Below are 25,777 nucleotides of genomic sequence, written 5' to 3'. Positions count from 1 at the left end.
GGGTGGGACAGGGGCTCGGGGAGGGCGGTGACTCCGGTGCCCGCGGTCGTGTAGGCCGGTTTGTAGATCATGTTCATGGCCATGACGGCCTCTTGGCGCAAGGCCTCACGGGCCTGTTGGGCATCGATGACGTGGGAGGTCTCCAGGAGGCGGGCCACGGCGGCGATCGGGCCGGAGTTGCCGGGTGGGGGGACGGCCAGTTTGACCGCCTCCGCAGCGGCGGCTACCGCGCCCAGGCGTGTGCCTACCTCGGCCAGGACCTCGGCGAGTTCGTCGACCGCGGCGTCGAAGGCGCGGGTGCTGGCGTAGGCGGCATCGGCGGCGGGGCCCTCCCAGCCCACGGAGTTCATCACCTGGTCGGCGGTGCCGCGGGCGATCGGCACCGTCGTGGTGAGGGTGGCGGCCGCGTCCAGCCAGACCGACGACGCGTGCAGGATCTCCGCGGCGTCGATGCTCTGGGTCTCGGCGTAGATCTTTTCGTGCGGCATCGACTCGAAATGTTCCATCGCACTGATGTATTCGGGATCGGTGCGGCGCTGGGGCCGGCCGTTCATCGCGACAGCCTCGACTCGAGGGCACGCAGGGCGGCGGCGTGCTCGGCGTCGGCCTCGTCGTAGAGGCCCGCGCTGACCAGGAACGCCTCGGCGAGCCGGTGCGAGGCGGCGATGTACTGGTCCAGCTGTGCGGCGGCGTCGCGGGCCTTGCGGGCGAAACCGGCCTGCAGCTGCTGCGCGGAGAAGAACCCGCCGAAACCGTGCAGCTGTGACACGGACTCGAGCTGTTGCTGCAGGGTGTGCAGCCGATCGGCCTGTTCGTTGTACTGCGCGGCACAACGACGGGCCGCGTCGGGGTCGAAACGTACCGTGTCGCCGTGCGCCGCCTGCAGAAATCTTGCGATATCGGCTTGGTTGGTTTCGATCGTCAAAGCACACCCCCTCGGGGATCGGTCGGTCCTGCCCAGCCTATCGGGGCCGTCCGACATGGATAGTCAGAAGAATGCATCGCTACGGTCACTGTGGGATGCGTTTTTGCAGGTGCGCTCCGATTTGCTGGGTCGTCGCGGGCGCCAGGTGCACCTGATCGCCCGCGCGGACCAGATACCGGCCGTCCCCGGCGACATCGAACCAGGTGTAGTAGATCGGTCCTGGCGGTTTGTCGCGGTCCAGGCGCGGTTCGATGCGAATATGTCCCTCGGCGGTGTGCGGCTTGAGCAGTAGCCGGCGGATGCGCGGGGCCACCGGATCCGCGGCTATCACGGTCTCCTCGTCGCGTACCGCGTCCGTATTCGCGAACCGGGCGGGCTCTCGTCCGGCCGGGGTGTCGGGCAGCAGCGCGGCGATGCGGGCCCCGAGCTTGGCGCTGTGCCCGATCGAAATATGCACGTGCCCACCGAAATCCGGTGACGGCCCGGAATCCTGCACGGCGAGCACGGCGTGGTCGTAGACCGTGGCCCCCAGCACCCGGATCTCGGATCCGGGGATGTGCGCGCCGCCGATGGCCACCACCCGGGTGTGCGGGTGGGCCAGGATGCGCAGGCACGCGGACAGATCCGGGTCGTCGCCCAGCGGCAGGGCCGTCTGCATGGTTCGGGCGAGCGCGGCGGCGTCGGCCTCGGTCCGCGGACTCTCCAGAATGCGAATCGGGAACGGATGACGATCCAGTTTGGTCTCTCGCCAGATGTGCGCGAACTCGTCCGGTGTGAAAGACCAACTCACGCCGAAACACACCCTTCACCCGTCCGCCCCCCCGAGCCTCATCAGATTAACGGCGTACCGCATCGACGGCCACCCCCTTGGGAGTCACCGGAGGGCCACCGGAAGGGCAGTGGGAGGGCCGGAAGATGCGAGCATCCTGGAAGTGCACTCGGCGCCGCAGGAGCTGTCCCCTTCACAGAGATTGCGGCGTGCTGGATCCGGTGCGGCCCGCCCTTGCCGCACCGGGCTCGCGGTCCGGTGCCCGCGTGTGCGGCGTCGAGTGCGTACGTATCGAAGGGCGGCGGTGACGGGGTCCGGGCGGTCTTGCCGGGTCGCGTCACCGCTCGCCCCGGCCCTGGGAGGTACATCCCGATGTCCGTACCGCAACCCGGTGGTCTGGGCGCCAAGCTCCCGGACTGGCATGAACTGCTCGCGGCGTTCTGTGGGCACGTCGGCGCCGAACCCGACGCCCATCCGGTCACGCGGTGGGGTCGCGAACTGGCCGAACTTCATCTGGCCCGGCGCGAGTTCCCGCTACGCACCGCCGAAATCGACTGCCGCCGCGCCGAACTCGTCGTCCAAATCGACAACTGGGTCGGCGCGCACATGTCCACCCCCCGTCCGTACCCACGCTCGCTGGGCGCGTCCGTGGACGGTATGGCCGCCGCGCAGGTGCGCGCCGGATGGTTGCTGCGGGGTGCGGACTCCTCGGATGAGCGCGTACACGCGGCATGGTTCCAACTCGCCGCGCTGGCCGACGACTGGACAGATCTGATCGCTCGCACCGATACCTCCGCGCGGCCGCTGGGTGCGCCCGTGCGGGAGAGGCGGCGCCGCGCAGCGGGACAGTGATTCTGATTACATACCGCCGAGGGCGGAGACGGCCGCGGTATCGGCACCCAGCGGGCTGAACGGCGGTAAAATCACAGGGGGCGAGTGTTCGAGATGGCGTCTGTTCCAACACAGGGGTTTGATCCGAGACGTTAACGGGAATCTTGCGTTCACCCGGAATAACAGGTCCAGGATCAGCGGGGCAGACATCGTAATGAGCAGCCGAGCCGAGGAATACCCGAGGACATCGAGTGCACCAGTGGTGAACGGGCCAACCCCCACCGCGCCCGGGCGTACCGGGCAGGGCGGCGGGCTCATGGCCGATGCCGGCACCCGGGTACCACAGAGTTCGCGCGATCTGACCGTGGCCGAATCGCTGCAGTTGCTGGCACGCGTGCGCTTCGGGCGGATCGTGTTCTCGCGCTACGCCTTGCCGACGATTCGGCCGGTCAACCACATAGTCGACGGTGAGACGATCGTCATCCACGCCAACCGCGCGACCACGCTGTCTCCGGAGCGGCAGGTGGTCGCCTACGAGGCCGACGTCATCGACGAGCAGACTCGCCGCGGATGGTGCGTCATCGTCACCGGCACCGCCGAACTGGTCGAGGATCAGGACGAGGTCGAGCGTTATCGTGAGCTTCTGCGGCCGTGGCTGCCGGGGCCGCGGGACCACGTCGTGCGGATCTTCCCCGATATGGTCACCGGGGTCGAATTCATCGATCCGGACGACCCGGACGACTATGCCGCGGGTGATCAGGCGCTGTAGTCGCTTGTCAGTATCCGGCCGAGACGTCGATGCGCGCGATCAGCTCTCGCCCTTGCACGAATCGCGTCACATTCTCCGCGACATGTTCGGCGAAGGCGGGCGCGCGGACCTGTGACGGGTTCGAATCGTGCGGTGTCACCATCGCATTCGGCAGCTCCCACAGCGGATGGCCCGCGGGCAGCGGTTCGGGGTCGGTCACATCGAGCCCGGCGCCGCCGATCGTGCCCTCGCGCAGCGCCTCGACCAGGGCATCGGTGTCGACGAGGCTGCCGCGGGCGATATTGATCACCCAGGAGGTCGGTTTCAGCTGGGCCAGTTCGGCTTTGCCTATCAGATGCTGAGTGTCCGCGGTGGCGGGCGCGGCGACTACCACATGATCGGTTCGCGACCAGATCTGCGAGAGCTGTTGCGCTGGAACAGTTTCTACCACTGCGGGCAGTGATATCGGTGTACCGGAACGATTTACCGCGATGACCCGTGTGCCCAACGGGGCCAGCATCGCGATCAGCTCACGGCCGATCCCGCCCGCGCCGACGACGGCCACCGTGGCGCCGCGCAGCGTCCCGACATGCGGCTCGAGCTGCCGCCGGTGCCAGTCGCGTGCGGCGAGGTGTTCGGGCAGGTATCGCACTCCCGCGAGCAGCAGCATCAGTGCGTGCTCGGCCACACTCTTGGCGAAAGCGCCTGCGGCTGAGGTGAATACGACATTCGGGTGATGATCGAAGACGGATGTCTCGAACCACTCCTCGACACCGGCGGAGAACAACTGCACCCATTCGATGCTCTCGGGCAGCCGCTCCGGAAATCCGTCCGGGCCGCCGTTCCAGACCAGCGCCCGGGCTCGGTCGAGTTCGACCAGCGTTCCCCCGGCCCGGGTGATCGCCTCCGCCAGCGGTGCGGTGTGCGTCGGACCGAGTGCGATGGGGGTCGCCGTCATATGGTTTCTCCTGTATCCGGGGCCGTCCGATGCGACGTTAGCGGGCACGGTGGGAGATCGCTCGGGCAGTGTCGATGCCTGCCCGGACGAGTGTGATCATCGCCGGGCTAGGTGTCGGCGGTGTCGGTGTCCGCGTCGAGGTCGACCTCGATATTGTCACGGTCGGCCCAGTCGAGCAGGCGGTCGATTTCGAAGACCGCGTCGTCGATGCCCGCGTGCAGGTCACCCAGCTGGGCGTAGCGGGCGGGCACGGTGGTGATGGTGAAATCGCGGGGATCGACGTCGGGGATCTCGGCCCAGTGGATCGGGGTGGACACGGTGGCCTCGGGGATGCCGCGCACCGAGTAGGCGGCGGCGATGGTGTGGTCGCGGGCGTTCTGGTTGTAGTCGACGAACAGCAGGGCCGGGTCGCGGTCACGCCGCCACCAGGTGGTGGTGACGTCGTCGGGAGCGCGGCGTTCGACCTCTCGGGCGAAGGCCAGCGCCGCCCGGCGCACGTCCGCGAAGCCCCACTGCGGTGCGATGCGCACGTAGATGTGCAGACCCTTGCCGCCGGAGGTCTTCGGCCAGCCGACCGCGCCGAGTTCGTCCAGCACCCCGTGCACCACATCGGCCACTCGCTGCACCCGTGACCACGGGCAGTCCGGCATCGGATCCAGGTCGATCCGCCACTCGTCCGGTTTCTCGGTATCGGCGCTGCGCGAATTCCACGGGTGGAATTCCACCGTGGACATCTGCACCGCCCAGATCACGTCGGCCAGTTCGCGCACGCACAGTTCGTCGGCATGCCGCCCGTAACGCGGAAAGTACACGCGCACAGTGGGAATCCAGTCCGGCGCGCCCGCGGGAACCCGCTTCTGATGGACCTTGCCGCCCGGCAGCCCCTTCGGAAACCGATGCAGCATGCACGGCCGCTCCCGCAGCGCGTTGACGATCCCGTCCCCGACGCTCAGGTAGTACTGCACCAGGTCGAGCTTCGTCGCCCCGATCGCAGGGAAGTAGATCCGATCGGGGTTGGACACCCGCACGGTGCGTTCGCCGACCTCCAACTCGATCGAGGGCGACGCGGACTTACCGGCCACCCGTCCGACGATAGCGACTCGATGATCTCCAGGGCGAGCATTGGGTGGTTGTGGTGTGATCGGCACTGGTGGACGACGCGGTCCGAGCGCTCGGACCGCATTTCATGGATGACCTTTCCGAGCCCGATGCGGACTCGTCCTGGCAGGCATCGTCAACTCCGCGCATACGAGGCTCCTGCGCCGATCCGGGTGCCGCCGCAAAGGCCCGGCGCTGCGGCTCGGCCTCGAAGATGACATGGGATCCGAGTCGTACTGGGCCGGTGTCGCCGGATGAGTGCGGTTGTTATGTGACGGTGGCCAGGGCGAAGGGGAGTACGGCAGGGGCGCCTGCTCGGCGGAGGGTGTGGGCAGCGAGGGTGAGGGTCCAGCCGGTGTCGGTCTGGGCATCTACCAGCAGGATCGGGCCGGTGAGGTCGCGGAGGTCGGGGGTCTCCCACGAGTCGAAGAGGGCGGCTACGCGATGGGCGGAGTTGGCGGCGGAGACCGGTGGGCGGTCGGGGCGTACGGACAGGGTGCCCAGGTTCTGGAGACGGCCGATATGCGCCAGGCGGGTGGCCAGGTCGGCGGTCAGATGTGGGTGCGTGGGTGACTGCATGGCGAGCACCGATGTCGGGCGTTGGGTCCAATCCCAGTCGCGCAGGACGGCGATGCAGGCGTCGACCACCTGATCGGAGACCGGGCCGTCGGGGCCGTCCAGGAGGGGGCGCAGGCGTTGGCCCCAGCCGAGGGCGCTGAGGCGGCCCAGGGCCCGGCCTGTCTCGGCGCCGTCGGAGATCTTGCCGGACAACGGGATTCCCAGTTTGGCCAGGCCGGTGGGCCATTGCTTGCGCGGTGGGAGGTCTATGCCGGGGCGGTCGAGACGGGTGCGGGTGGCGGTGAGCTCTTGCTCGTCCACGGCGGTGTCGGGTCGGACGCCGGTGCAGTTGTCGCAGCGGCCACAGGCGAGGGCGCCGGGCGCCGACTCGGCATCGGCCAGCGCGGGGTCGTCGAGTTGGCGGCGCAGGAAGGTCATGCGGCACTCGGCGGTGGACTGGTAGTCGATCATGGCCTGCTGTTCTGTCTCGCGGGCAGCGGACAGGCGTTCGTAGCGTTCGGTGTCGTACTCCCAGGGCACACCGGTGGCGAGCCAGCCGCCGCGGACCCGGTGGACCGCACCGTCGACGTCCAGCACCTTGAGCACCATCTCGAGCCGGGAGCGGTTGAGCTCGACCAGCGGCTCCAGCGCGACGGTGGACAGCGGGCGCTCGGTGTCCAGGGCCGCGAGCACCGACCGGACGAGATGTTCGCGAGGAAAGGCCACGGAGGCGAAGTAGCTCCAGATCCGCTTGTCTTCCGGGCCGGGCAGCAGGACGACCTCGGCGCGTGCGGTGCCGCGGCCCGCACGGCCCACCTGCTGGTAGTAGGCGATCGGGGACGACGGCGCGCCGACGTGGACCACGAAGCCGAGATCGGGCTTGTCGAAGCCCATGCCGAGTGCGGAGGTGGCCACCAGGGCCTTGACCTCGTTGTCCAGCAATGCCTGCTCGAGCACCTCGCGCTCGGCCGGGTCGGTCTGGCCGGTGTAGGCGGCGACCCGGTGACCGTGTGAGTTCAGCACATCGGCGAGGTCGTGGGCGGCGGCGACGGTCAGCGTGTAGATGATGCCGGAACCGGGCAGTTCGTGCAGATAGCCGCTGAGCCAGGCGGTGCGCCGCACCGCATCCTCGATGCGGACCACCGACAAATGCAGTGACTCGCGGTCCAGGGTGCCGCGCAGCACCAGCGTGTCGGTGCCGATCTGGGTGGCGACGTCGGTGACGACACGGTCGTTGGCCGTGGCCGTGGTGGCCAGGACCGGGACATCCTCACCGAGGTCGGCGATGAGGGTGCGGATACGGCGATAGTCGGGCCGGAAATCGTGCCCCCAGTCCGAGACGCAGTGCGCCTCGTCGATCACCACGAGCCCGGCGTCGGCGGCCAGCTTGGGCAGGACCGCATCGCGGAAGTCGGGATTGTTCAATCGTTCGGGACTGACCAGCAGGACATCGACGCCGCCGGCTGCGACCTGGGTGTGGATCTCGTCCCACTCGGTCATGTTTCCCGAGTTGATCGTCGCGGCGACGACGCCCGCGCGCTGTGCGGACGCCACCTGGTTGCGCATCAGCGCCAGCAGCGGCGAGATGATCACCGTCGGGCCGCGCCCGGCCGCGCGCAGCAACTTCGCGGCGATGAAGTAGACCGCCGATTTACCCCAGCCGGTGCGCTGCACGACCAGGGCACGCCGGCGATGGCGCACCAGCGCCTCGATCGCTGTCCACTGGTCCTCGCGCAGGCGGGCCTCGGGGCCGGCCAGGCTCCGCAGCAGTGTCTCGGCGGAGTCACGCAGGTCTGTCGGGTCTGTTACGACGGTCGGCTGGGTCACGCCGACCATCGTGCCCGAGCCCACCGACAACAAGCCACCCATCGCCTCGACCTGCACCCGTTACCTGAAACCGCACACGTTCCAGAGCGTCCGCACCCATTCCAGGACGGCACATCGGTCATTCGAGTGGCGACCGGTCTCGTTGCTTCGAAGAATTCGCATCACCCGCATCTGGCTGCTGACCGGTCGTCTGGCCGTCCGGATCGGCCTTGCGTCCGGGCGTTGGGAATTCTGCGAACTTTGCCACGGCATGCGGCTGTGACCTGGTCAAATGACTATGGAACCGGATCCGGTTACCCGGCGTCGAACTAGAACAAACATCCATTTGTAATCGACGCGCATGGGGAGGCCGAAGTGACACATCGTCAGGTTTGCCGCAACTCGGGTACCGCGGGTATCCACCGGCGGCGCGACATCCTCGCCCGCGGCGTGGCGGACGAGCAGCTCCGCCGGATGTGCGAGGGCGGCGCGCTGCGCCGGGTCCGGCGCGGCATCTACACCGAGGCGCAGGCGTACGCGGCATTGGATCCGAACGCCCGCCATCGGATTCAGGCTCTCGCGGCGCTGCCGGAGATGGCGGACGACGCCGTGCTGAGTCACCTGTCCGCGGCGGCGATCTACGGCGCGCCGATCTGGGGCATGCCGATGGACCGGTTGTGTATCACCCGAAATCGGCGCTATGGCGGCCGGATCAAGCCACATGTGAAGGTGCACTGCGCTCCGTTCGAATGCGTGGCGGAGGTGGACGGCATGCTGGTCACCACTCCGGCACGCACCGTCGTCGATCTGGGCCGCACCGCGCCGTTCGGGACCGCGGTGGTCGCCGGCGACTGGCTGGTCCGCGAATTCGGCCTGACCGCAACCGATCTCGCGACCGAACTGGACCTCGGCAGTGGCCGCAGCGGGATGTGGGCGGCGCGTCAGGTGGTGAAATTCCTGGATCCGCACAGCGCCAGCGCCGCCGAATCCCGCAGCCGGGTGCGGTTACGGGAACTCGGCGCGCCGATCCCGCAGGCGCAGGGCGAGGTGTTCACCGCGGGCGGCCGAACTCTCGGACGTGTCCATTTCTACTTCGGCGACAGTGGTGTCGTCGCCATGGTGGACGGTGCCGGTCCGGGCGGGCGCCGACCGATACGTACCGCGCAGCGACGTGATATCGCCCTACTCGACAACGGGTTTCACCTGGTTCGCTGGAGCCTGGACGACCTGTCCGGCGATGCGGTTTTCGTCCGTCTGCACGCCGCACTCGCCCGTCCCCGCTCCGCCCGTCCCGACGGCTTCATCCGCCCGGCGCCCCTACCCGAGCCCAGGGCCCTGACGGTCAGGCAGCTCTGAATCGGCCGTTCCGGGAGCTCAGGCGGTCTCGGCGACCAGATCGAGGAGATGTTCGCGGACCAGGTCAGGACGTTCCTCGGGGATGAAATGTCCGCAGCCGGGCACGTATTCGACGGTGTAGTCGTCCGCGCGAGCGGTCTGCGCGGCCGCCAGGGAGTGGTGGATGGCACTGTCGTCGATGCCGAACAGGGCCCGGATCGGCAGGCTCGGGCGAGGTCCCGGGCTGCGCCGGGAGAGGATCTCGTGTAGCAGGAAGGTGCGGTAGGTATCGGTGGCGGCGCGCGCCACGTCCGGATCGCGGAACCGTTCGCGGTAGGCGCGCACCACATCCGGGGTGAACTCGGTGTGGTCGGTGGACCCGCCGAGCAGTACCCGGTCCACGAAACGGGTGCGCTGGTGCAGTGGCATGCCCAACGCCGCCACCAGCGGCTGATACATCAGCAGTCGCCAGGCGTGCGGCCCGAGCGTGCGCGGCGTCTGCCAGGGGTGGGCGATATTCATCGGCGCGAAACCCGCGAACCGCTCGGGCTCGCGCAGCACCATGCGGAATCCGATGAAACCACCCCAGTCGTGTCCGACCAGCACGACGGGGTCGGATACGACGGCTTCCATCAGGGCCAGCAGGTCACCGGCGACCTCGTCCTTGGCCCACCGGTGCGGCGCCGGACCGGACCAGCCGTAGCCGGGCAGATCGGGCGCGATCAGGCGCAGGCCCTCCGGGGGATCGGCGAGCAGATGGCGCCAGGTGTAGTGATGCTCCGGCCAGCCGTGTAGCAGCAGAACGGGGCGTCCGTCGCCCGGACCCGCCTCTGTGACATGAAACCGCACGCCGCGCGCGGTGACATGGTGGCGACGCACGCCGGGAATCTCCGGGGGCTCGAGGATCGTTCGGGACACATCCGGATGCTATCCGCCGAGCCTCGGCAAGTCGTCCCGCACGGATTTCCGTGTCCGCACGGATATTTCCGGTGTCTGACGCGACAATGGATGCGGCCGAGACTGTTGATCTCGCCGCACCCGCGGCGACCTGGGAGGACGGGCGATGGCGAAGAAGTTCGAGTCACCGCCGGGCTGGTCTCCGCCCGGTGCTCAGTTCCAGAGCCGAGGCGGGACGGGGCACACTCTGGCCGGCGTACTGCTCGGTCTGATAGTGACGCCGATCGGTATCGCCTTCGCGGCCAAGGGCGGTTCCGACATCCGGTACTGGGTGATCGTCGGTGGCGTCACCGATCGGGCGACGGCTGCGGGGGAGATCATCGTCGGTTCGGTGCTGCTGATGCTGGTGGCCGCGCTGGCCGGATTCTCCCCGATCGGTACATCCGTCGCCGCCCTGGTGTGGGGCATATTTCCGGGCCTTCTGCATATCCTGTACCCCGACGACACCTTCCGCCTGATCGGGGATCTGCCCTTCCTCAACGCCACCTGGCAGGTGGCGTTGCATTCGTGGGTGACCTACGGATTCGCCCTCATCTCGGGATTCGTGCTGCTGGGGGCAAGTTTCGCCGCTCTGGTCCGCCGTCGATGAGTCACGACCCGATGAGCGGCTCGTAGACCGAGATATACCAGGACGATTCGCCCTCGATCCGGAGTGCGGCTCGGCGCTCGTGCGGGCCGCGGACAGGCTCGGAAATCGTGAATCCACTGGCGCGCAGGCGGTTTACAACGTCATCGAGATCGTCGACCTTGATCGCGAGGAACGGCAGGTCCGCGTCGCGGTCGGCGCCCGCGAGCATGACGCGGGCGCCGTTCGCGTCGAACTGGGCGAAGCGTTCGCCGTCCACGAATGTGGGCTCGCCGATGAGGGCGGTGAGCAGTTCGACTGCGGCGGAGAGGTTCTCGACCGGATATGCGGGGCTGATTCGCTGTACCGTCATGTGCGCTCCAAGGCTGTGCGGAGGGCGGCGAACGCCGCGGTGTTGGCGTCCTCGGCCTCCGGGAGGTGCTCGAACATGGTCATGAATCCGTGGAACATCCCCTCGTAGCGATGTATTTCGGTGGGCACATCGGCCGACGCGAGGAGATGGGCGTATGCCTCGCCCTCGTCGCGCAGCGGATCGTATTCGGCGGTGACGATATAGGCCGGCGGCAAGCCCGCGGGGTCCGCGTGCAGCGGCGAGGCATAGGGGCTGGCGGCGTCGGTGCTGCCCAGATACTGCTCCCAGTACCAGCGCAGGTGATCCTCGGTGACGAAGTAGCCGTGCGCGTTCTGCCGATACGAGTCGCCGGAGCGGCTCGGATCCAGGAACGGGTACAGCAGGAGTTGGAAAGCGACCGCCGGACCGTGGTTGTCGCGGGCCTGGATGGCCGCGACGGCGGCGAGATTGCCCCCCGCGCTGTCTCCCGCAACGGCCAGTCGAGCGGGGTCGCCCCCGAATTCGGGTGCGTGCGCGGCGATCCAGACCAGCGCGGCATAGGCGTCGTGCGCGGCCGCGGGGAAGCGGTGTTCGGGTGCCCGCCGATAGTCCACCGAGACAACCAGCGCCCCCGACTCGTTGGCCATCAACCGGCAGAACTGGTCGTGGGTGTCGAGATCGCAAATCACGAAACCGCCACCGTGACAGAACATCACGACCGGAAGCGTGTCCTCGGTCTCGATCGGCCGGTAGATGCGCACCGGGATGTCCGGTGCGCCTCTAGGCCCGGGTATCACCCGGTTCTCCACCGCCGCGAGGGGTATCGGATAGATCGGCAGTGGAGGCCGGGCCGCCAGCATACGACGCGCCTGCCCGGCATCGAGCACCTCTGTGCCCAGCGCAGGGAAGGCGGCCGCCGCGGCGTCCACCAGCGCCCGGGTTCGCGGTGTCATCGGCATGGGGCTTCCTTACGACTCGATGACGTTGGGCACGAAGAACTTTCCGGCCGACAGCCCGCCGTCCACCGACACCTCCGCGCCGGTGATGTAGGCCGCCGCGTCGGAGGCCAGGAAGGCGACCAGTTCGGCCACATCCTCGGGCAGGCCCGTACGTTGCAGCGGCAGTGTCGGATAGCTGCCGGGACCGGTGGTCAGCTGCGGAATCATCGGCGTCGCGATCGGCCCGGGATGCACCGAGTTGACGCGAATTCCTTGCGGCCCCAACTCCATCGCGGCCATCTTGGTCAGCCCGCGCAGTCCCCACTTGGACGAGCCGTACGCGCTGTGCGAGCGCAGGCCCTCGAGTCCGGCCTGGGAGGAGATGTTGACGATGGATCCGCCGCCTGCCTGAACCATCGGCGTGACCGCGGCACGGATGCCGCGAAACGCGCCCGTGAGATTGACCCGGAGAATCCGGTCGAACTCTTCGGGTTCGGTGTCCACCAAAGGCTTACGGGTATAGATCGCGGCATTGTTGACCAGTGCGTGCAGTCCGCCGAACTCGCCGAGCGCCACGGCGATCGCGGCATTCCAATCGTCGTCGTCGGTGACGTCGTGCCGCACGAAACGTGCGGCGCCGCCGAGGGATTCGGCCAGGGCCCTACCCTCGTCCGTCAAGACGTCGGTGATCACGACCTTCGCGCCGCGCGCGACGAACAGGCGGGCCTCTGCCGCGCCCTGTCCGCGGGCACCGCCGGTGATGAGGGCGACCTTGCCCTCGAGGTCGACCATGATGAGCTCCTTGGTATTTCGAGAAGACGGGGTTACTGGTGGCGGAAGTGCGGGATGACCTTCTCGCCCCAGTGCCTGATGGTCTCGAGGCACGCATCCTGCGGTACCGTGCCCATCTGGATCAGGCACAGGATCTCGTCGGCCCCCGCCTCCCGCAGCCGCTCCACATAGGCGATGGCGTCCTCCGGACTGCCGTAGGCGTGCTCGGCGTTGAAGATCGCGGTGGCGCCGGACTTCACCGGGATCTTCGCCTCGTGCAGGTAGGCCACGTGTTCCTCGGCGGCCGCCTTGATCTTGGCGACCTCGTCCACACCGGGGTCGACGGCCTCGTCCGGCACCGGGCCCGCACCGTAATAGTGCTTGATGGACTGGGCGAAGAAGCGCTGGCCGCGCGCACCGATCTGCTGCGCCTTCTCCCGGTCGTCCAGCACGATGGTCGGGCACAACGCCGCGAAGTGATCGTTGACTACGGTGGAGACGAAACGCTCACCGGTGCGCGCCGCGATGGCCTGGTCGTATGTCCTGCGCAGCTCGGCGATCTCCTCGATACCCGCGAAACCCAGTACCAGAGCGCCGATTCCGTACTCGGCGGCCAGCTTCAGAGTGTCCTTCTTGGTGCACGCCATGAACAGCGGCGGATGCGGACGCTGCACCGGGCGGGGCAGCAGCGAATGCGGGTCGATGTCCACAAGTTCGCCGTGGTACTCGAATTCGCCGTCCGGATCCTGCCACGCCGTGCCGATCAGCCGCAGGGACTCCTCGACCTCCTGGTAGGTGCGGTCGGGATCGACTCCGCACATGGAGGTTTCGACCGGGGTCGCGCCGCGGCCCGCGCCCAGGTTCAGCCGGCCGCCCGACAGCACGTCGAGCATGGCGGCGCGTTCGGCCGCGCGCACAGGATGATTGAAGTTGAACGGCATGCACACCACGCCGTGGCCGATGCGAATCCGTGTGGTCTTGGCCGCGACCCAGGTCAGGAAGATCTCCGGGGCGCTCATATGCGCGTACCACTTGAGGCCGTGGTGTTCGACGGCCCAGACGGTGTCGAAACCCATCTCGTCGGCCAGCACCGCCTGTTCCACACAGTCGCGCAGCACCTGGGCCTCGTGCTCGGCGGTGGGGTCGCTCATCTGCGCCTCGAAGATCATCGAGAACTTCATCCGGGGGTCTCCTGCGTATCTACTGGGTCGTGACTATGCCTAGTAGAAATAGTTGTATTCGGACTCCTGGAGGTCAGCCTCAAGTCTCGGTGGGCGGGACGTGTGCGTCAGGCCGTATGCGGTGACGCCGGGCCGTTGACTCGCAGGTCGGGCTTGCGGATCTTGCCGGAGGCGTTGCGGGGGAGGGAGTCGACGATATGGATGTGCCGGGGGAGCTTGTATCCGGCCAGTCTGGACCGCGCCCAGTCCAGGACGGTGGCCTCGGTGAGGTTCGGCTCGCGGGGGACGAGGAATGCGGCGGCGACCTCGCCGAGGCGATCGTCGGGGATGCCGATCACCGCCACGTCCGCAATCCCCGGATGTGCCAGCAGGATTCGCTCGATCTCCGCCGGATAGGCGTTGAACCCGCCGACTACGAACATGTCCTTCAGACGATCGGTGATGCGCAGATAGCCCTCGGAATCCAGGGCGCCGACGTCGCCGGTGCGCAGCCAGCCGTCGGTGTCGATGGCGTCGGCGGTGGCCGCGGGATTGTCGAGGTAGCCGCGCATGACATTCGCCCCGCGCACGGCGATCTCACCGGTGGCGCCGGCGGAGAGTGTGACTCCGTCCGGACCGATGATGCGAATCTCACTGCCGGGCAAGGCCTTACCGACGGTGGTGGCGATCAGCTCGGCGGGCGCGCCGGGTGGGCATATGCTGACCACACCGATCGATTCGGTGAGCCCGTAGGCGGTGAAAACGTGCTCGATACCGAGTGTGTCGCGGATCCGCTCGATCAGTGAGACCGGGATCGTCGCACCGCCCGTTCCGGCCAGGCGCACGGTCGGCAGGGGGCGCGCGGCGCGCACCAGATCGTGGAAAAGCGTTGGGGGGCCGGTCAGGACGGTGATCCGCTCGCGGTCGATCAGCTCGGCGACCGCGGCGGGATCGAAGCGGGCCACCGGCGCCATGCAGGCCGCCCGCAGCAGGCAGGCCACGATTCCGGCCTTTAGTCCGAAGGCGTGTGAGAACGGGTTGACCAGCAGATAGCGGTCGTCTGGCCGCAATCCGACCGTGCCGGCCCATTGCTCGAAGACATCGAGGGCCTGACCGTGGGTAGCGAGTACACCCTTGGGCGCTCCGGTGGTGCCGGAGGTGAACAGGAGATCGGCGATGTCCTCGGGCTCGACGGCCTCAGCGCGCCGGTCCGCCTCGGAAACGGATGTTGCGGAGGCGGATTCGAGGAACTCGGACCACGATGCGACGGGTGCCGGTCGGTCCTCCTGTGGGACTGCGGTGGTCGAGTTCGGCGGTGACGCCGCGCTGTCGATTCCGGATGGGGACACGTCCGGGTCGGCGACATCCGATAACAGCACCAGTTCGGTGAGATCCGGCAGGGCACGACCGGATTCGGCGAGCATGTGCACGTAATCGGAGCCCAGGAACCCTCGAACGGTGAACAGCAGGCGAGAACGACTGCGCGCCAGGATATCCGCGGCCTCCGGCCCGCGCAGGCGGGTGCCGATCGGCGCCAGAACCGCACCCGCGCCGAGCAGGCCGAGGGCGGTCACGATCCAGCGCGCGCTGTTGGGCGCCCAGATCGCGGCGGCCTCGCCTGGTCGTAGCCCGGTCGCCATCACCGCGCGGGTGACCTCGCGCGCCGCGTCGTGTAGTTCGGCGTAGCTCAACCGGCCGTCCGGTCCGGCGAGCGCGGCGGCCGATCCTCGTTCGCGCGCCTGCCGCGCCAGCAGGGCGGGAATGGTCCTGTAGTCCTCACCGCTGGTCACAGCCGGTTCAGGACGGTCCATAGCGGACATCCTGCCGCACCGGAACCCCTATTCGGCCGATTCACGCCACCAGTCCCGATGAGCGGAACCTGTGCGAGCCGACGGCCGGGTACGTGCCGTGATCAGCGGGCCCCTGGACGATGGGTCCCGCCCGGATCAGGGGCTACAGCGTGGGCACCTGCTGCGACGGGTTGATCCACTTGCCGATCGGCAGCGGGGGCAGGGCGCGTACGGCCTCCATGATCAGGCTGCAGCCGCTCACGCTGGACAGGCACACGAAATTGCCGTCCTTGTCGTAATTCAGGGTCTGGCCCAGCAGGGTCCAGCTCAGGCCGTCCGAGGAGACGGTGAACGGGCACAGGACCTGCGGAATGTTGTTGCACGGGCCCTGGATGTCGTACGGTCCGACCGGATAGGCGCCCGCCGCCGGGGCCAGTGCCACCCCCGCCAGTCCGAAGGCGCTCAGGCTCAGCAGGATTCGGCCGATCGTCCGCCGCATATCGTGTCTCTCTTTCGGTGTGCCCCGGTGTGAACCGGCGTTGAGCGTAGCGCCCGGAGAACAGTGGCGCGAATGAGCCATAGTGGACCGTGCGAAATTCTCGCACACCGCGTGTCGACGTGTACCGGGACCGATCGAGGCGGCACCCTGACGGTATGCAGGTGACCGCGGGCGAATTCCAGTGCATCTACGATCCGAGCCAGGGGCGCGAGCGCCCCTGGTACATCAACGACCACACCGTGATTCGCGACGAGTCCGGACGCTGGCACCTGTTCGGCATCACCCATCCCGAACCCGCGGATCCCTGGGACGAAACGGAGTTCGCGCACGCCACGGCCGCTCACCTGCTCGGCCCGTGGACCACATGTCCGCCTGTGCTGCGCGTGGATCCCGGCTACGGCGAGACGCATCTGTGGGCGCCTTACGTACAGCGCAGCGAATCACGGTATTTCATGTTCTACGACGGCGGCGGCGAGGACCGCACCCACACCGCGATGAATCTGGCAACCGCCACCGACCCCGGCCATTGGACCCGCCGCCCCGAAGGCCCGCTGTTCCACGACGGTTACGACGCCCGCGATCCCATGGTCCTGCGGGTCGGCGACCGCTGGATCATGTACTACTGCGCCACCGAGGATCCCACCGGAGGCCACCACGTGGTCGCGTACCGCACCAGCGATGATCTGGTCCACTGGGGCGAAAGAGCGATCGCCTACACCGATCCGGCGACCGGCACCGGAGCAGGACCGACGGAATCGCCATTCGTAGTGCACCACAATGGTTTCTGGTACCTGTTCATCGGCCCGCGGCCGGACTATCTGGGCACGGATGTCTTTCGCAGCTCCGATCCGCTGCACTTCACGATAGAAGACCAGGTCGGCCACATAGCCGCCCACGCCGCGGAGATCGTCCACGACGAGGGCCAATGGTGGATCACCAGCGCCGGATGGGGGCAGGGCGGAGTGCACATCGCGCCGCTGTACTTCCAGGACGACATCTGATCGGTCGTTCCCGGCCTGGGGACCGGTCACCTCGGCCGTGCGCCAGGTTCGCCACCTGTGGCGGAGGTGCTTGCGCGGACGGTCAGCGTCGGTGGCAGCCAGGTCTGCGGCGGGTAGGTCCGGCCTGCCAGCTGGTCCATGAGCAATTCCACTGCGCGCTCGCCGATTTCGGTGGCCGGCACCGCCACATTGGTGACCGGAATATGCGGATGTTCGGCGACCTCGTCCGGGCAGATGGCGACCACCGACAGATCCTCGGGAACCCGGCGTCCGCACGTGCTCGCCGCGCTCAACAGCGATGCCAGGATCGGCTCGTTGTGCACGATGAGGGCCGTGACGCCGAGTCCTGGGGCCAGCAGCCGGTCGGCCAGGTCGCGTGCCGCCGCCGCGGTCGGCTCGCACGGGTCGAGGGTCGCCTCGATACCGTATTCGGTTGCGGCGTCGAAGAATCCGGCGGCGACCCGCTGGGCGAATCCCGTTTCGCGGGCGTAGACCTGCGGAGGCGATCCGATCATGGCGATGCGGCGGTGGCCCAATTGCGCCAGATGCGCGACGCACGCCGCGCTCGCCGCGTGGAAGTCCAGGTCGATGCAGGTCAATCCGGCCGGGTCGGCGGGGACGCCGATCAGCACGCAGGGGTGCTCGAGTGACCGCAGCAGCGGCAGCCGGGAGTCGTGCAGCTGGACGTCCATGACGATGATGCCGTCGGCGATCGCGCCGTCGACCACGCGTCGCAGCCCGTCCTCGCCCTCCTCCTGGGTGAGCAGCAGCACGTCGTGATCGTGGCGGCGCGCGGCGGTCACCGCGGCGACGGCGAACTGCATCACCACCGGCACTCCGACGTCCGCGCGCAAGGGGATCATCAGCGCCAGAATGTTCGAACGGCTGCTGGCCAGGGCGCGCGCGCCGGCGTGCGGGCGGTAGCCCAGCTCGCGGATGGCGCGTTCGACCCGCTCACGGGTCTGCGAGGAGATCGTCCGCTTACCGCTCAGCACATAGGAGACCGTGCTCGGCGATACACCCGCGTGCCGCGCCACATCGGCGATCTTGACCACCCGACAACCCTCTCACCTCGGCTCCGAGGGAATTATCCCGCGCGGACACCGCTCACCGGATCCCGGACACCGTCACCAGCTCACCGGTGGCGTGGATCAGCATGCCCTGTGCGTGCCGCCGCATCGTCCCGCCGAGCACCACATCCGCCGTGTGGACCCCCACGAGCAGCGCCTGCCAGTCGCCGTGTCCGGTGATCCGGATATCGTCGCCGCGGCGAACGGCGTGGAACACCACCTCGCCGGTGTCGTCCGGGATGCGGGTGAGGACGTCGGCGCCGTTCGGCAATGCGTAGACCCGCAATGTCACCCCTTCGGCGTGGGCATAGTCCGGGCGATCTTCGCGCGCGCCGACCGGGATCACCGAACCCGGTCGCACCAGCAGCGGAATGCTCAGCACGCCGTGGTTCTCCCGGATCCACCGGCCGCCGCGCACCTGCTCGCCGCTCTCGTATCGAGTCCAGATCCCCTCGGGCAGATAGTAATTCACCATCCCGTCGGCATCGAACACCGGGGCTACCAGCAGATTGTCGCCCAGCATGTACTGCCGCTCCAGATGGGTGCATGCCGGATCGTCCGGGAATTCCAGCACCATCGCCCGCAGTACCGGCCAGCCGTGTGCCCGCGCCTGCTCGGCGGAGCCCAGCAGATACGGCATCAGGCTCATCTTGAGCCGGGTGAAGTGCCGCAGCACCTCGACGGCCTCGTCGTCGAAGGCCCACGGCACCCGCACCGAACCACTGCCGTGCAGACGGCTGTGGCTGGACAGCAGCCCGAAGGCGATCCACCGCTTGAACAGCGCCGGATCGGGGGTGCCCTCGAATCCGCCGATGTCGTGACTCCAGAAGCCGAACCCGGACAGGCCCAGCGAGAGCCCGCCGCGCAGGCTCTCCAGCATGGCCGGATAGCTCGATTCGCAGTCCCCGCCCCAGTGCACCGGAAACTGCTGCCCGCCCGCGGTGGCGCTGCGCGCGAACAGCACCGCCTGTCCCTCGCCGCGATGCTTGCGCAGCAGATCGAAGACGGTCCGGTTGTAGAGGTGTGTGTAGTAGTTGTGCATCCGCTGCGGATCCGAGCCGTCGTGGTAGACGACGTCGGTGGGGATGCGCTCGCCGAAGTCGGTCTTGAAGCAGTCGACGCCCATATCCAGCAGGGCCGCCAGCTTTTCGGAATACCACTGCCGCGCTTCGGGGTTGGTGAAGTCGACGATGGCCTGCCCGGGCTGCCACAGATCCCACTGCCACACCGAACCGTCCGCCCGGCGCAGTAGATATCCGCGTTCGCGTCCCTCGTCGAACAGCGAGGAACGTTGGGCGATATAGGGATTGATCCACACGCAGATCCGCAGGCCGCGGGCCGCCAGGCGTGCGAGCATGGCCCGAGGATCGGGAAAAACCCTGGTGTCCCATTGGAAGTCGCACCAGTGGTAGTCCCGCATCCAGAAGCTGTCGAAGTGGAATACGCTCAGCGGCAGGTCGCGTTCGGCCATGCCGTCCAGGTGGTCGGTCACGGTCTGCTCGTCGTATGCGGTGGTGAACGAGGTGGACAGCCACAGCCCGTAGGACCATGCCGGAAGCCGTGCCGGGCGGCCGGTCAGGGCGGTGTACCGGTGCAGGATCTCCTTCGGCGACGGCCCGTAGATCACCAGATACGTCAATTCCTCACCGAGAACGCTGAACTGCAGCCGCGAGACCGCCTCCGAGGCGATCTCGAACGACACCCGGCCCGGATGATCGACGAAGATCCCGTACCCCGCCGTCGTGAGCAGGAACGGCACGTTCTTGTACGCCTGCTCGCTCGCGGTGCCGCCGTCCTCGTTCCAGATATCCACGACCTGACCGTTTTTCACCACCGGCCCGAATCGCTCGCCCAGCCCGTAGACATACGTGTCCACGCCCAGCTCGAGCTGTTCGCGCAGGAACCGTCCGTCCGGAGTGTCGAGCATCGCCATCGCCTTGACGCCGCTGCGGGTCAGCGTGCGTCCCTCGGCCCGGAACTCCATGCCCCAGTCGGTCCGGTCGAATCGCAGCGACAGAGAACCGGATTCGAATACGGCCTCGAACTCGTCGGACCGGGCTCGACCGCCGCGCTCGGTGTCGAGCTCGAAGGCCGGGCCCCGGGCAGCCGTGCCGTGAAAGTGCGTGAGGCGCACGGCGATCACGTTCTCGACGGGAGAGGTGCAGGTGATGGTCAGTAGCGGGCCATTGAGCAGATCACCGCGATCGCGGATCGTGGTCACCGGCGCGTACACGGTGAGTTTATCTGGTGTGCAATCGATGTCGTGTAGTTGTGCGGGGTAGTCGGCGTGTACGCCCGGGCGCATCAGCCAGTATCCGTCCGTGAATTTCACTTGACCGCTCCTACCGTGATGCCCCGGGACAGGGTGCGCTGGAAGATCAGGAAGAACACGACGGCGGGCAGCAGGCCCAGCAGCGCCGAGGAGCTGGTCATGGTGGCGTCCATCATCTTGTCGCCCTGCAGCGTCGACAGCGCCACCGGGACGGTCTGATTGTCGTTGGAGACCAGCATGACCATCGGGATGTACAGCTCGTTCCAGGTCCAGATGAAGAAGAACACGCACAGTACGCCCAGGGTGGGGCGGCTGATCGGGACGACCACCCGCCACAGCACCGACCACCGGCCCGCGCCGTCGATCTCGGCCGCCTCCACCAGCTCTCGCGGAAACGTGCTCAGCACCGAGGTGAAAAGGTATGTGCCGAAGGCGCTCTGGATCACGGCGAACACCACGATCACCGACCACACGGTGTCGTAGAGGTTCAGCTCCTTGGCCAGGTAGTACAGCGGATAGATGAGCCCTTCCTGCGGCAGCGTGTTGGCGACCAGGAACCCCGCCACGATCCAGACCCGCCCGCGGATGCGGCCGATGCCCAGGGCGTAGGCGTTCAGCGTCGACAGCAGTACGGCGACGACCGCCACCACGCCGCTGATCACCATGCTGTTCACCAGGATTCGGCCGAAGTCCACCCGGGTCCAGAAGCTCGTGATACCGCCGGTGTAGAACCCGTGCGGCAGCGCCAGCGGACCGCCGGTGGCGTATTCGCCCGGGGTCTTGATCGCGTTGATCAGCACGATCACGAACGGCAGCAGCATCACCACGGCCAGTACGGCCACCACCAGGAGCACCGGCCACCGGGACCGGTCCCGGCGGTGGGGGCGAACCGGGCGTGGGATCGCCCGGGACGAAACCGGTTTCGCCTCCACCAGTGTCATCGGTCCTCGCCTCGTTCCTGTACGCGCATGAACACCACGGTCAGCACCAGGATCAGCAGCACCAGCACGGTCGCGATCGCCGAGCCGTAGCCGACCTGGGTCTTCTCGAAGAACTCCACGTAGGAGAAGTACGAGGGCACGTCGGTGGCGCCGCCCGGCCCGCCGCGGGTGAGCACATAGATCGGTGCGAACGCCTTGAGCGAGGCGATACTGCAGGTCAGCAGCACCACGTAGATCTCCGGTCGCAGCTGCGGCACGGTGATGTGCCACAGCTTCCGGGGCCAGCTCGCGCCGTCCAGTTCGGCAGCCTCGTACAGCGCCGGATCCACTCGCGACAGCCCGGACATGAAGATCACCACCGGATAGCCGAGCTGGAACCAGATCAGCACGCCCATGACCGACCACAGCGCCCAGTGCGGATCGCCGAGCCAATCCCGGCCCAGGCCGCCCAGTCCGATCGCGCGCAGCGCCGCGTCCAGCGCACCACCGGTGGCCTGTGGCATGAGAATCCAGCTCCACACGATGCCGACCACCGCCATCGGCAGTACCTGTGGCAGGTAGATGCAGGCGCGCAGCGCCGCGGCGACCCGGGCGGAGAACCGGCGGGTGATGAAGTCACCGATCGCGAACGCCAGTACCAGCCCCACGGCGGTCGGGATGATCGCCATCGCCACCAGCAGCCCGACGTTGTGTTCGAAGGAGGCCCAGAACTCGCTGTCGCGCAGCAGTTTCGAATAGTTGGTCAAGCCGGTCCAGTGGATCGCCGAGACACCGTCCCAGTCGGTGAACGACAGCGCGATGTCGGCCAGGAACGGCAGGCCGATCACCGTGATCACCGTGATCGCACCGGGCGCGAGATAGGGCACATAGGAGCGCGCAAGGGAATATGCCATGGGACAAAACCTTTCGAGTCATCGGACCCAGCCCCTCATGCTGGGCCCGATGAACTGGGGATCCGGCTTCCGCCATCCCGGCGTGCTTCTCAGCTCGTCGGGATACTGGAGTCGTACGCCTTCTGCAGGTCCGATTGCACTTGGCCGGGGGTGGCGCTGCCGGTGATCAGCTTCTGGGTCTCGGCGACGAGCGTGTCGTAGAACCCGGCGGCGGGCCAGTCGGGGTAGTAGGCCAGCCCGTCCGATCCGCTGATCGTGTCGAAGTTCTGGATCAGTTCTCTGGATTTGGGATCGGTGATCGCCGCGGGGTCGGCCGCGACCGGAATGCCGCCGTTGTTGCCGAGTGCGTTCTGCACCGTCTTCTGCATGGTGAGATTGATGAATTCCTCTGCGAGCGCGGCATTCTTGGACTTCCTCGGTATCACCCACAGGTTGCCGCTCGAGCCGGGATACAGTGTCGTACCCGGGAAAAGCATGGTGTCCCAGTCGAAGTGGACTTCCTTCTCGATGCGCCCGTACCACCAGCTGCCCGACAGCATCATCGGATACTTCTGTTGTTCGAATGCCGTACCAGCGTCCTCGGCCTTCAGTCCCGCCGACGACGCGGCGATGTAGCCCTTGTGCACCCAGTCGGCGAAGGTGTTCACCGCGTAGGTCCAGGCCGGGTCGTGGAAGTCGACCTTGCCGGTGTAGCGCTGGTACGCGTTCACCCAGTTGCGATCGGCCTTGGACAGGGCCAGTTGGTAAAGGTATTGCTGTGCCATGTATTCCGCGCCGGCGTCGGCCAGCGGGGTGATGCCCTTGGCGGTGAAGGCATCCATCGCCCGGATCAGGTCATCGAAGGTGTGCGGTATCGGGATGTTGTTCCGTGTGAACAGACCCTTGTCGTAGAAGAGCATGACGTACTCGCCATAATTCGGAATCCCGTACCAGGAGCCCGATCCCATCACCCCCCTGGCGTCGTACTGCCCGGTCGCGGCGACCGAGGCCGGTAACTCGGTGTCCCAGCCGTACTTGTGCACGGCCGAGGTGAGATCGGTGAGTAGGCCCTTCTTCGCCAGCAGGCCCGCGGTGGCGTTGCCCTTGTTGTACTCCATGACATCCGGCGCGTCGTTGGAGTTCAGGATCATGGGTGCTGTCTTCTGCAGCTGTTCGAAGCTCTTCTCCTCGAACTGCACGGTGATGTCGGGATGCGCGGCTTCGAACTGTTTGATCGCCTCGTTCCAGGCGACTCCCATGGCACTGTCGGCGGTCTCGTAGTGCCACAGGCGTAGCACCTTTCCGCCGGACGATCCGCCACTGCAGGCGGTGAGAGCCAAGACCCCGGTGAGCAGGACAGCCAGCGCGGCGGTGACCTTTTTCATGCGCGAACCTTTGCGAATTGCCTGGATGGAGCTGTCGAAGCGCTTCGACAAACACTGCTAGACGCTAACATCCGAGTGATGTGCGCCACAACGATTTGTCCGTTATTCGTCCCAGCGCCCCGGCGGTGACGCGGTCTGGATTTCGTGGAAGAATCTTGCTATGCAGGTGAGTTCGAGCGCCGGGAGGGCCGCATGCCGCTACAGACGCTGACGCAGCAGAGCTTTCAACCCGCCGTCGCGCGCGGTGGCATTGTGCTGGTGAAGTTCTGGGCGACCTGGTGCGGCTGGTGTACCAAATTCGAGCCGGTGTACGAGGAGTCGTCGCGGATGCATCCCGACATCCTGTACGGCACCGTCGATGCGGATGTCGAGCAGCAGTTGGCGGGCACCGCGCAGGTCCAGAGCCTGCCGACGCTGCTGGCCTTCCGCGACGGTCTGCCGGTCTACTCCTCGCCCGGGTACAAGGATTCCGGGCAGCTCGAGGAGATCGTCCAGGAAATCATGTGGCTCAACATGGACGACGTGCGCCGCGAGATGACCGCGGCCCATCCCGAGCTCGCGCAGCAGGCCAACCAGCAGCAGCGGGCTCCCATAGCCAGGCAGGGGGCCGGACTTGCGGGCGGTCCCAGCTTCTATGGCTGGCCCGGCCTCGTCGCGCGCTGAATCACAGCGTTGTGTCGAGCCGACCCGAACATGCGTCGGGGCGCCGCATCCCGGACTCCGGAATGCGCCGCCCCGAGGTCTGATCGGGTTCAGTCCGCCGTACCCGGCCGGTAGGCCAGCCCGGCGACCATGGCCAGCAGGCCGACAGCCGCCATGTACGCCCATCCGGCGCGGTACTCGTCCAGGCCGGGGACCACGGCGTGAGCCAGGATCGCGGTCAGGATCGCCACGCCCAGTGCGGAACTGGTCTGCCGCGCCATCATCAGCGTGCCCGATCCCAGCGACAGCTGATCCGCGGGCAGCAGGGCCGACGCGCCGAACAGCGGCGGTTGCAACAGTGCGGTACTCGCCCCGGCCAGGATCGCGCCCGGCAGGAACATCACCGCGTACGACGTGCTGAATCCGGCCGTCACGAGCCACCACACCACGCCCGCGGAGATGGTCGCCCCGCCGAGGGCCGCCGAGGCGCGGGCGCCGATGCGGGCCACGATCCGCCCCGACATCGGCGAGAGCAGCAGGCAACCGATCGGGATCGGCGCGATCCCCATGCTCGCGGCCAACTCCGAATAGTGCCACTGCTGAGTCAGGAACAGGGTGCCCTCCAGGATCAGCGCGGCGAAGGCCAGGTAGTACGCGAACACCCCCAGCGATGCGATGCGAAACAGTCTGTGCCGCAGCACGACCGGACTCACCACCGGGTCGGGGTGGCGACGTATGTGCCAGGTGAACCCGGTCGCGAGCACGAGCGCCGCGGCCAGCGTACCGATCGTCGTGGGTGAGGTGTATCCCCACGTGGAGCCCTGAACGAAGACGGTGGTCAATGCGGCGGTGGCGCCGAGAATCAGTGCGGCGCCGAACAAATCGAGCCTGCGCTTGACCTGCTGGCGGACGTCGGGCAGCACCCGCAGCCCGAATGCGAAGGCCGCCACCGTGAACGGCACATTGAGCAGGAAGATCCAGCGCCAGCCGGCTTGTAGCAGCAGTCCGCCGATCACCGGTCCGCTGCCCGCCCCGGCCGCGGCGATCGCGGTCCAGATTCCCATGACCGTGGGGTGTTCGCGGGCGTCGAAGGACGGCAGCACCAGCCCCAGACCGGTCGGCACCAGCAGGGCCGCGGCCACGGCCTGCACGATTCGCGCGGCGATCAACGCGCCGAGGTCGGGCGCGGCGGCGCAGGCGATCGAGGCCAACCCGAACAGCGCCACGCCGAGCAGGAATCCGCGCTTGCGTCCGGTGTCGTCGGCGAGGCGACCCGCCGGAACCAGTAGCGCGGCCATCACGATGGTGTAGGCGTTGAGCACCCAGGACACCGTGCCGGCGCTCGCGTGGCCGAACGACCGCTCGAGGGTCGGAAAGGCGACCGTGACCGCGAAGAGGTCCAGGATTGCGAGGTACTGGGCGACGGCCGCGACGGCCAGTACCCGCCATCGGCGCGGGCTCGCGGTGATGGGGACGGTGCCGGTGAAGTCCGCTGAACTGGCGGTAACAGTCATGTGAGCAACTATTCCGACAC

General features: G+C 67.6%; 25 protein-coding genes and 1 pseudogene. 7 read left to right on the top strand and 19 right to left on the bottom strand.

What is annotated here, in order from left to right:
* The 3 genes and pseudogenes from JZ791_RS18720 to JZ791_RS18710 all read right to left on the bottom strand — a co-directional run.
* Positions 1-554: pseudogene (locus tag JZ791_RS18720) on the bottom strand (WXG100 family type VII secretion target); the annotation flags it as partial.
* Positions 551-925: a type VII secretion target gene (locus tag JZ791_RS18715; protein ID WP_216896428.1), complete on the bottom strand. Its 375-nt coding sequence runs from the start codon at positions 923-925 to the stop codon at positions 551-553. The pseudogene JZ791_RS18720 and the gene JZ791_RS18715, both read right to left, overlap by 4 nt.
* A gap of 85 nt (positions 926-1,010) precedes the next feature.
* Positions 1,011-1,715 (bottom strand): ESX secretion-associated protein EspG, encoded by a 705-nt coding sequence (locus JZ791_RS18710; RefSeq protein WP_216896427.1) that lies wholly within the window; start codon positions 1,713-1,715, stop codon positions 1,011-1,013.
* A 351-nt stretch (positions 1,716-2,066) separates the two neighbouring features.
* On the opposite strand from JZ791_RS18710, the gene JZ791_RS18705 reads away from it, so the two are divergent.
* On the top strand, positions 2,067-2,546 hold the full coding sequence (locus JZ791_RS18705; RefSeq protein ID WP_216896426.1) for a DUF4254 domain-containing protein: 480 nt from the start codon (positions 2,067-2,069) through the stop codon (positions 2,544-2,546).
* Between the two features lie 238 nt (positions 2,547-2,784).
* On the top strand, positions 2,785-3,294 hold the full coding sequence (locus JZ791_RS18700) for a pyridoxamine 5'-phosphate oxidase family protein (protein WP_308162978.1): 510 nt from the start codon (positions 2,785-2,787) through the stop codon (positions 3,292-3,294).
* A 7-nt stretch (positions 3,295-3,301) separates the two neighbouring features.
* On the opposite strand, the gene JZ791_RS18695 is transcribed toward JZ791_RS18700, so the two are convergent.
* The 3 genes from JZ791_RS18695 to JZ791_RS18685 form a co-directional block, all read right to left on the bottom strand.
* Positions 3,302-4,231, bottom strand: a complete 930-nt coding sequence (locus JZ791_RS18695; protein ID WP_216896425.1) for a D-isomer specific 2-hydroxyacid dehydrogenase family protein — start codon at positions 4,229-4,231, stop codon at positions 3,302-3,304.
* Positions 4,232-4,338: 107 nt separating this feature from the next.
* Positions 4,339-5,313 (bottom strand): non-homologous end-joining DNA ligase, encoded by a 975-nt coding sequence (gene ligD, locus JZ791_RS18690; protein ID WP_216896424.1) that lies wholly within the window; start codon positions 5,311-5,313, stop codon positions 4,339-4,341.
* Between the two features lie 283 nt (positions 5,314-5,596).
* Positions 5,597-7,723, bottom strand: a complete 2,127-nt coding sequence (locus JZ791_RS18685; RefSeq protein WP_216896436.1) for a RecQ family ATP-dependent DNA helicase — start codon at positions 7,721-7,723, stop codon at positions 5,597-5,599.
* Between the two features lies 1 nt (position 7,724).
* On the opposite strand from JZ791_RS18685, the gene JZ791_RS18680 reads away from it, so the two are divergent.
* Both JZ791_RS18680 and JZ791_RS18675 read left to right on the top strand, forming a co-directional pair.
* Complete coding sequence (locus JZ791_RS18680) at positions 7,725-7,976, top strand: hypothetical protein (RefSeq protein ID WP_216896438.1); 252 nt, start codon at positions 7,725-7,727, stop codon at positions 7,974-7,976.
* A gap of 92 nt (positions 7,977-8,068) precedes the next feature.
* Positions 8,069-9,049, top strand: coding sequence for a type IV toxin-antitoxin system AbiEi family antitoxin domain-containing protein (locus JZ791_RS18675; protein WP_216896423.1), 981 nt, complete (start codon positions 8,069-8,071; stop codon positions 9,047-9,049).
* An 18-nt stretch (positions 9,050-9,067) separates the two neighbouring features.
* Here JZ791_RS18675 and JZ791_RS18670 read toward each other — a convergent pair whose 3' ends face one another.
* A complete protein-coding gene (locus JZ791_RS18670) occupies positions 9,068-9,946 on the bottom strand; it encodes an alpha/beta fold hydrolase (RefSeq protein ID WP_308162977.1) in 879 nt (292 codons plus the stop codon).
* 145 nt (positions 9,947-10,091) lie between these two features.
* Here JZ791_RS18670 and JZ791_RS18665 point away from each other — a divergent pair, with 145 nt between their 5' ends.
* Positions 10,092-10,574 carry a hypothetical protein gene (locus tag JZ791_RS18665; RefSeq protein ID WP_216896422.1) on the top strand — a complete coding sequence of 161 codons (483 nt, stop codon included), beginning with the start codon at positions 10,092-10,094 and terminating at the stop codon, positions 10,572-10,574.
* A 1-nt stretch (position 10,575) separates the two neighbouring features.
* On the opposite strand, the gene JZ791_RS18660 is transcribed toward JZ791_RS18665, so the two are convergent.
* From JZ791_RS18660 to JZ791_RS18635, 6 genes are all read right to left on the bottom strand, one after another.
* Positions 10,576-10,923 (bottom strand): VOC family protein, encoded by a 348-nt coding sequence (locus tag JZ791_RS18660; RefSeq protein ID WP_216896421.1) that lies wholly within the window; start codon positions 10,921-10,923, stop codon positions 10,576-10,578.
* The gene (gene lipP1 / locus JZ791_RS18655; RefSeq protein WP_216896420.1) at positions 10,920-11,861 is read right to left on the bottom strand and encodes a LipP1 family hormone-sensitive lipase; all 942 of its coding nucleotides are present in this window, start codon (positions 11,859-11,861) and stop codon (positions 10,920-10,922) included. The genes JZ791_RS18660 and lipP1 overlap by 4 nt, the downstream gene beginning before the upstream one ends.
* A 9-nt stretch (positions 11,862-11,870) precedes the next feature.
* A complete protein-coding gene (locus JZ791_RS18650) occupies positions 11,871-12,632 on the bottom strand; it encodes a glucose 1-dehydrogenase (RefSeq protein ID WP_216896419.1) in 762 nt (253 codons plus the stop codon).
* 32 nt (positions 12,633-12,664) lie between these two features.
* The gene (locus JZ791_RS18645) at positions 12,665-13,792 is read right to left on the bottom strand and encodes an LLM class flavin-dependent oxidoreductase (RefSeq protein ID WP_216896418.1); all 1,128 of its coding nucleotides are present in this window, start codon (positions 13,790-13,792) and stop codon (positions 12,665-12,667) included.
* A gap of 107 nt (positions 13,793-13,899) precedes the next feature.
* Positions 13,900-15,582 carry an AMP-binding protein gene (locus tag JZ791_RS18640; RefSeq protein WP_254205916.1) on the bottom strand — a complete coding sequence of 561 codons (1,683 nt, stop codon included), beginning with the start codon at positions 15,580-15,582 and terminating at the stop codon, positions 13,900-13,902.
* Between the two features lie 142 nt (positions 15,583-15,724).
* Entirely contained in the window at positions 15,725-16,060 is a 336-nt protein-coding gene (locus JZ791_RS18635; protein WP_216896417.1) for a hypothetical protein, read from the bottom strand.
* Between the two features lie 155 nt (positions 16,061-16,215).
* Between JZ791_RS18635 and JZ791_RS18630 the strand changes: the two genes are divergently transcribed.
* Positions 16,216-17,061: a family 43 glycosylhydrolase gene (locus tag JZ791_RS18630; protein ID WP_216896416.1), complete on the top strand. Its 846-nt coding sequence runs from the start codon at positions 16,216-16,218 to the stop codon at positions 17,059-17,061.
* 26 nt (positions 17,062-17,087) lie between these two features.
* Here JZ791_RS18630 and JZ791_RS18625 read toward each other — a convergent pair whose 3' ends face one another.
* The 5 genes from JZ791_RS18625 to JZ791_RS18605 form a co-directional block, all read right to left on the bottom strand.
* On the bottom strand, positions 17,088-18,116 hold the full coding sequence (locus JZ791_RS18625; RefSeq protein ID WP_216896415.1) for a LacI family DNA-binding transcriptional regulator: 1,029 nt from the start codon (positions 18,114-18,116) through the stop codon (positions 17,088-17,090).
* A 52-nt stretch (positions 18,117-18,168) separates the two neighbouring features.
* Complete coding sequence (gene yicI, locus JZ791_RS18620; RefSeq protein WP_216896414.1) at positions 18,169-20,463, bottom strand: alpha-xylosidase; 2,295 nt, start codon at positions 20,461-20,463, stop codon at positions 18,169-18,171.
* Entirely contained in the window at positions 20,460-21,344 is an 885-nt protein-coding gene (locus tag JZ791_RS18615; protein WP_216896413.1) for a carbohydrate ABC transporter permease, read from the bottom strand. The genes yicI and JZ791_RS18615 overlap by 4 nt, the downstream gene beginning before the upstream one ends.
* Positions 21,341-22,237, bottom strand: coding sequence for a carbohydrate ABC transporter permease (locus JZ791_RS18610; protein ID WP_216896412.1), 897 nt, complete (start codon positions 22,235-22,237; stop codon positions 21,341-21,343). The genes JZ791_RS18615 and JZ791_RS18610 overlap by 4 nt, the downstream gene beginning before the upstream one ends.
* Before the next feature lie 89 nt (positions 22,238-22,326).
* Positions 22,327-23,601, bottom strand: a complete 1,275-nt coding sequence (locus JZ791_RS18605; RefSeq protein WP_216896411.1) for an ABC transporter substrate-binding protein — start codon at positions 23,599-23,601, stop codon at positions 22,327-22,329.
* 192 nt (positions 23,602-23,793) lie between these two features.
* Here JZ791_RS18605 and JZ791_RS18600 point away from each other — a divergent pair, with 192 nt between their 5' ends.
* Complete coding sequence (locus JZ791_RS18600; protein WP_216896410.1) at positions 23,794-24,264, top strand: thioredoxin family protein; 471 nt, start codon at positions 23,794-23,796, stop codon at positions 24,262-24,264.
* Positions 24,265-24,353: 89 nt separating this feature from the next.
* On the opposite strand, the gene JZ791_RS18595 is transcribed toward JZ791_RS18600, so the two are convergent.
* Positions 24,354-25,757, bottom strand: coding sequence for an MFS transporter (locus JZ791_RS18595; RefSeq protein WP_216896409.1), 1,404 nt, complete (start codon positions 25,755-25,757; stop codon positions 24,354-24,356).
* Positions 25,758-25,777: the final 20 nt, after the last annotated feature.

Origin of the sequence: Nocardia alni, from assembly GCF_019038435.1 — a bacterium.
Taxonomy (GTDB): domain Bacteria; phylum Actinomycetota; class Actinomycetes; order Mycobacteriales; family Mycobacteriaceae; genus Nocardia; species Nocardia alni.
Note: the sequence above shows the minus strand (reverse complement) of the source record. Positions and strands in the feature narration are given on the sequence as shown.

What these genes read in the sequence shown, in the direction of transcription:
- JZ791_RS18645 (WP_216896418.1), bottom strand. Translation starts at nt 13,792, where the DNA reads ATGAAGTTCTCGATGATCTTCGAGGCGCAGATGAGCGACCCCACCGCC.
- JZ791_RS18650 (WP_216896419.1), bottom strand. Translation starts at nt 12,632, where the DNA reads ATGGTCGACCTCGAGGGCAAGGTCGCCCTCATCACCGGCGGTGCCCGC.
- JZ791_RS18695 (WP_216896425.1), bottom strand. Translation starts at nt 4,231, where the DNA reads ATGACGGCGACCCCCATCGCACTCGGTCCGACGCACACCGCACCGCTG.
- lipP1 (WP_216896420.1), bottom strand. Translation starts at nt 11,861, where the DNA reads ATGCCGATGACACCGCGAACCCGGGCGCTGGTGGACGCCGCGGCGGCC.
- JZ791_RS18705 (WP_216896426.1), top strand. Translation starts at nt 2,067, where the DNA reads ATGTCCGTACCGCAACCCGGTGGTCTGGGCGCCAAGCTCCCGGACTGG.
- JZ791_RS18610 (WP_216896412.1), bottom strand. Translation starts at nt 22,237, where the DNA reads ATGGCATATTCCCTTGCGCGCTCCTATGTGCCCTATCTCGCGCCCGGT.
- JZ791_RS18605 (WP_216896411.1), bottom strand. Translation starts at nt 23,601, where the DNA reads ATGAAAAAGGTCACCGCCGCGCTGGCTGTCCTGCTCACCGGGGTCTTG.
- JZ791_RS18660 (WP_216896421.1), bottom strand. Translation starts at nt 10,923, where the DNA reads ATGACGGTACAGCGAATCAGCCCCGCATATCCGGTCGAGAACCTCTCC.
- JZ791_RS18685 (WP_216896436.1), bottom strand. Translation starts at nt 7,723, where the DNA reads ATGGTCGGCGTGACCCAGCCGACCGTCGTAACAGACCCGACAGACCTG.
- JZ791_RS18630 (WP_216896416.1), top strand. Translation starts at nt 16,216, where the DNA reads ATGCAGGTGACCGCGGGCGAATTCCAGTGCATCTACGATCCGAGCCAG.
- JZ791_RS18665 (WP_216896422.1), top strand. Translation starts at nt 10,092, where the DNA reads ATGGCGAAGAAGTTCGAGTCACCGCCGGGCTGGTCTCCGCCCGGTGCT.
- JZ791_RS18600 (WP_216896410.1), top strand. Translation starts at nt 23,794, where the DNA reads ATGCCGCTACAGACGCTGACGCAGCAGAGCTTTCAACCCGCCGTCGCG.
- JZ791_RS18595 (WP_216896409.1), bottom strand. Translation starts at nt 25,757, where the DNA reads ATGACTGTTACCGCCAGTTCAGCGGACTTCACCGGCACCGTCCCCATC.
- JZ791_RS18615 (WP_216896413.1), bottom strand. Translation starts at nt 21,344, where the DNA reads ATGACACTGGTGGAGGCGAAACCGGTTTCGTCCCGGGCGATCCCACGC.
- JZ791_RS18640 (WP_254205916.1), bottom strand. Translation starts at nt 15,582, where the DNA reads ATGGACCGTCCTGAACCGGCTGTGACCAGCGGTGAGGACTACAGGACC.
- JZ791_RS18635 (WP_216896417.1), bottom strand. Translation starts at nt 16,060, where the DNA reads ATGCGGCGGACGATCGGCCGAATCCTGCTGAGCCTGAGCGCCTTCGGA.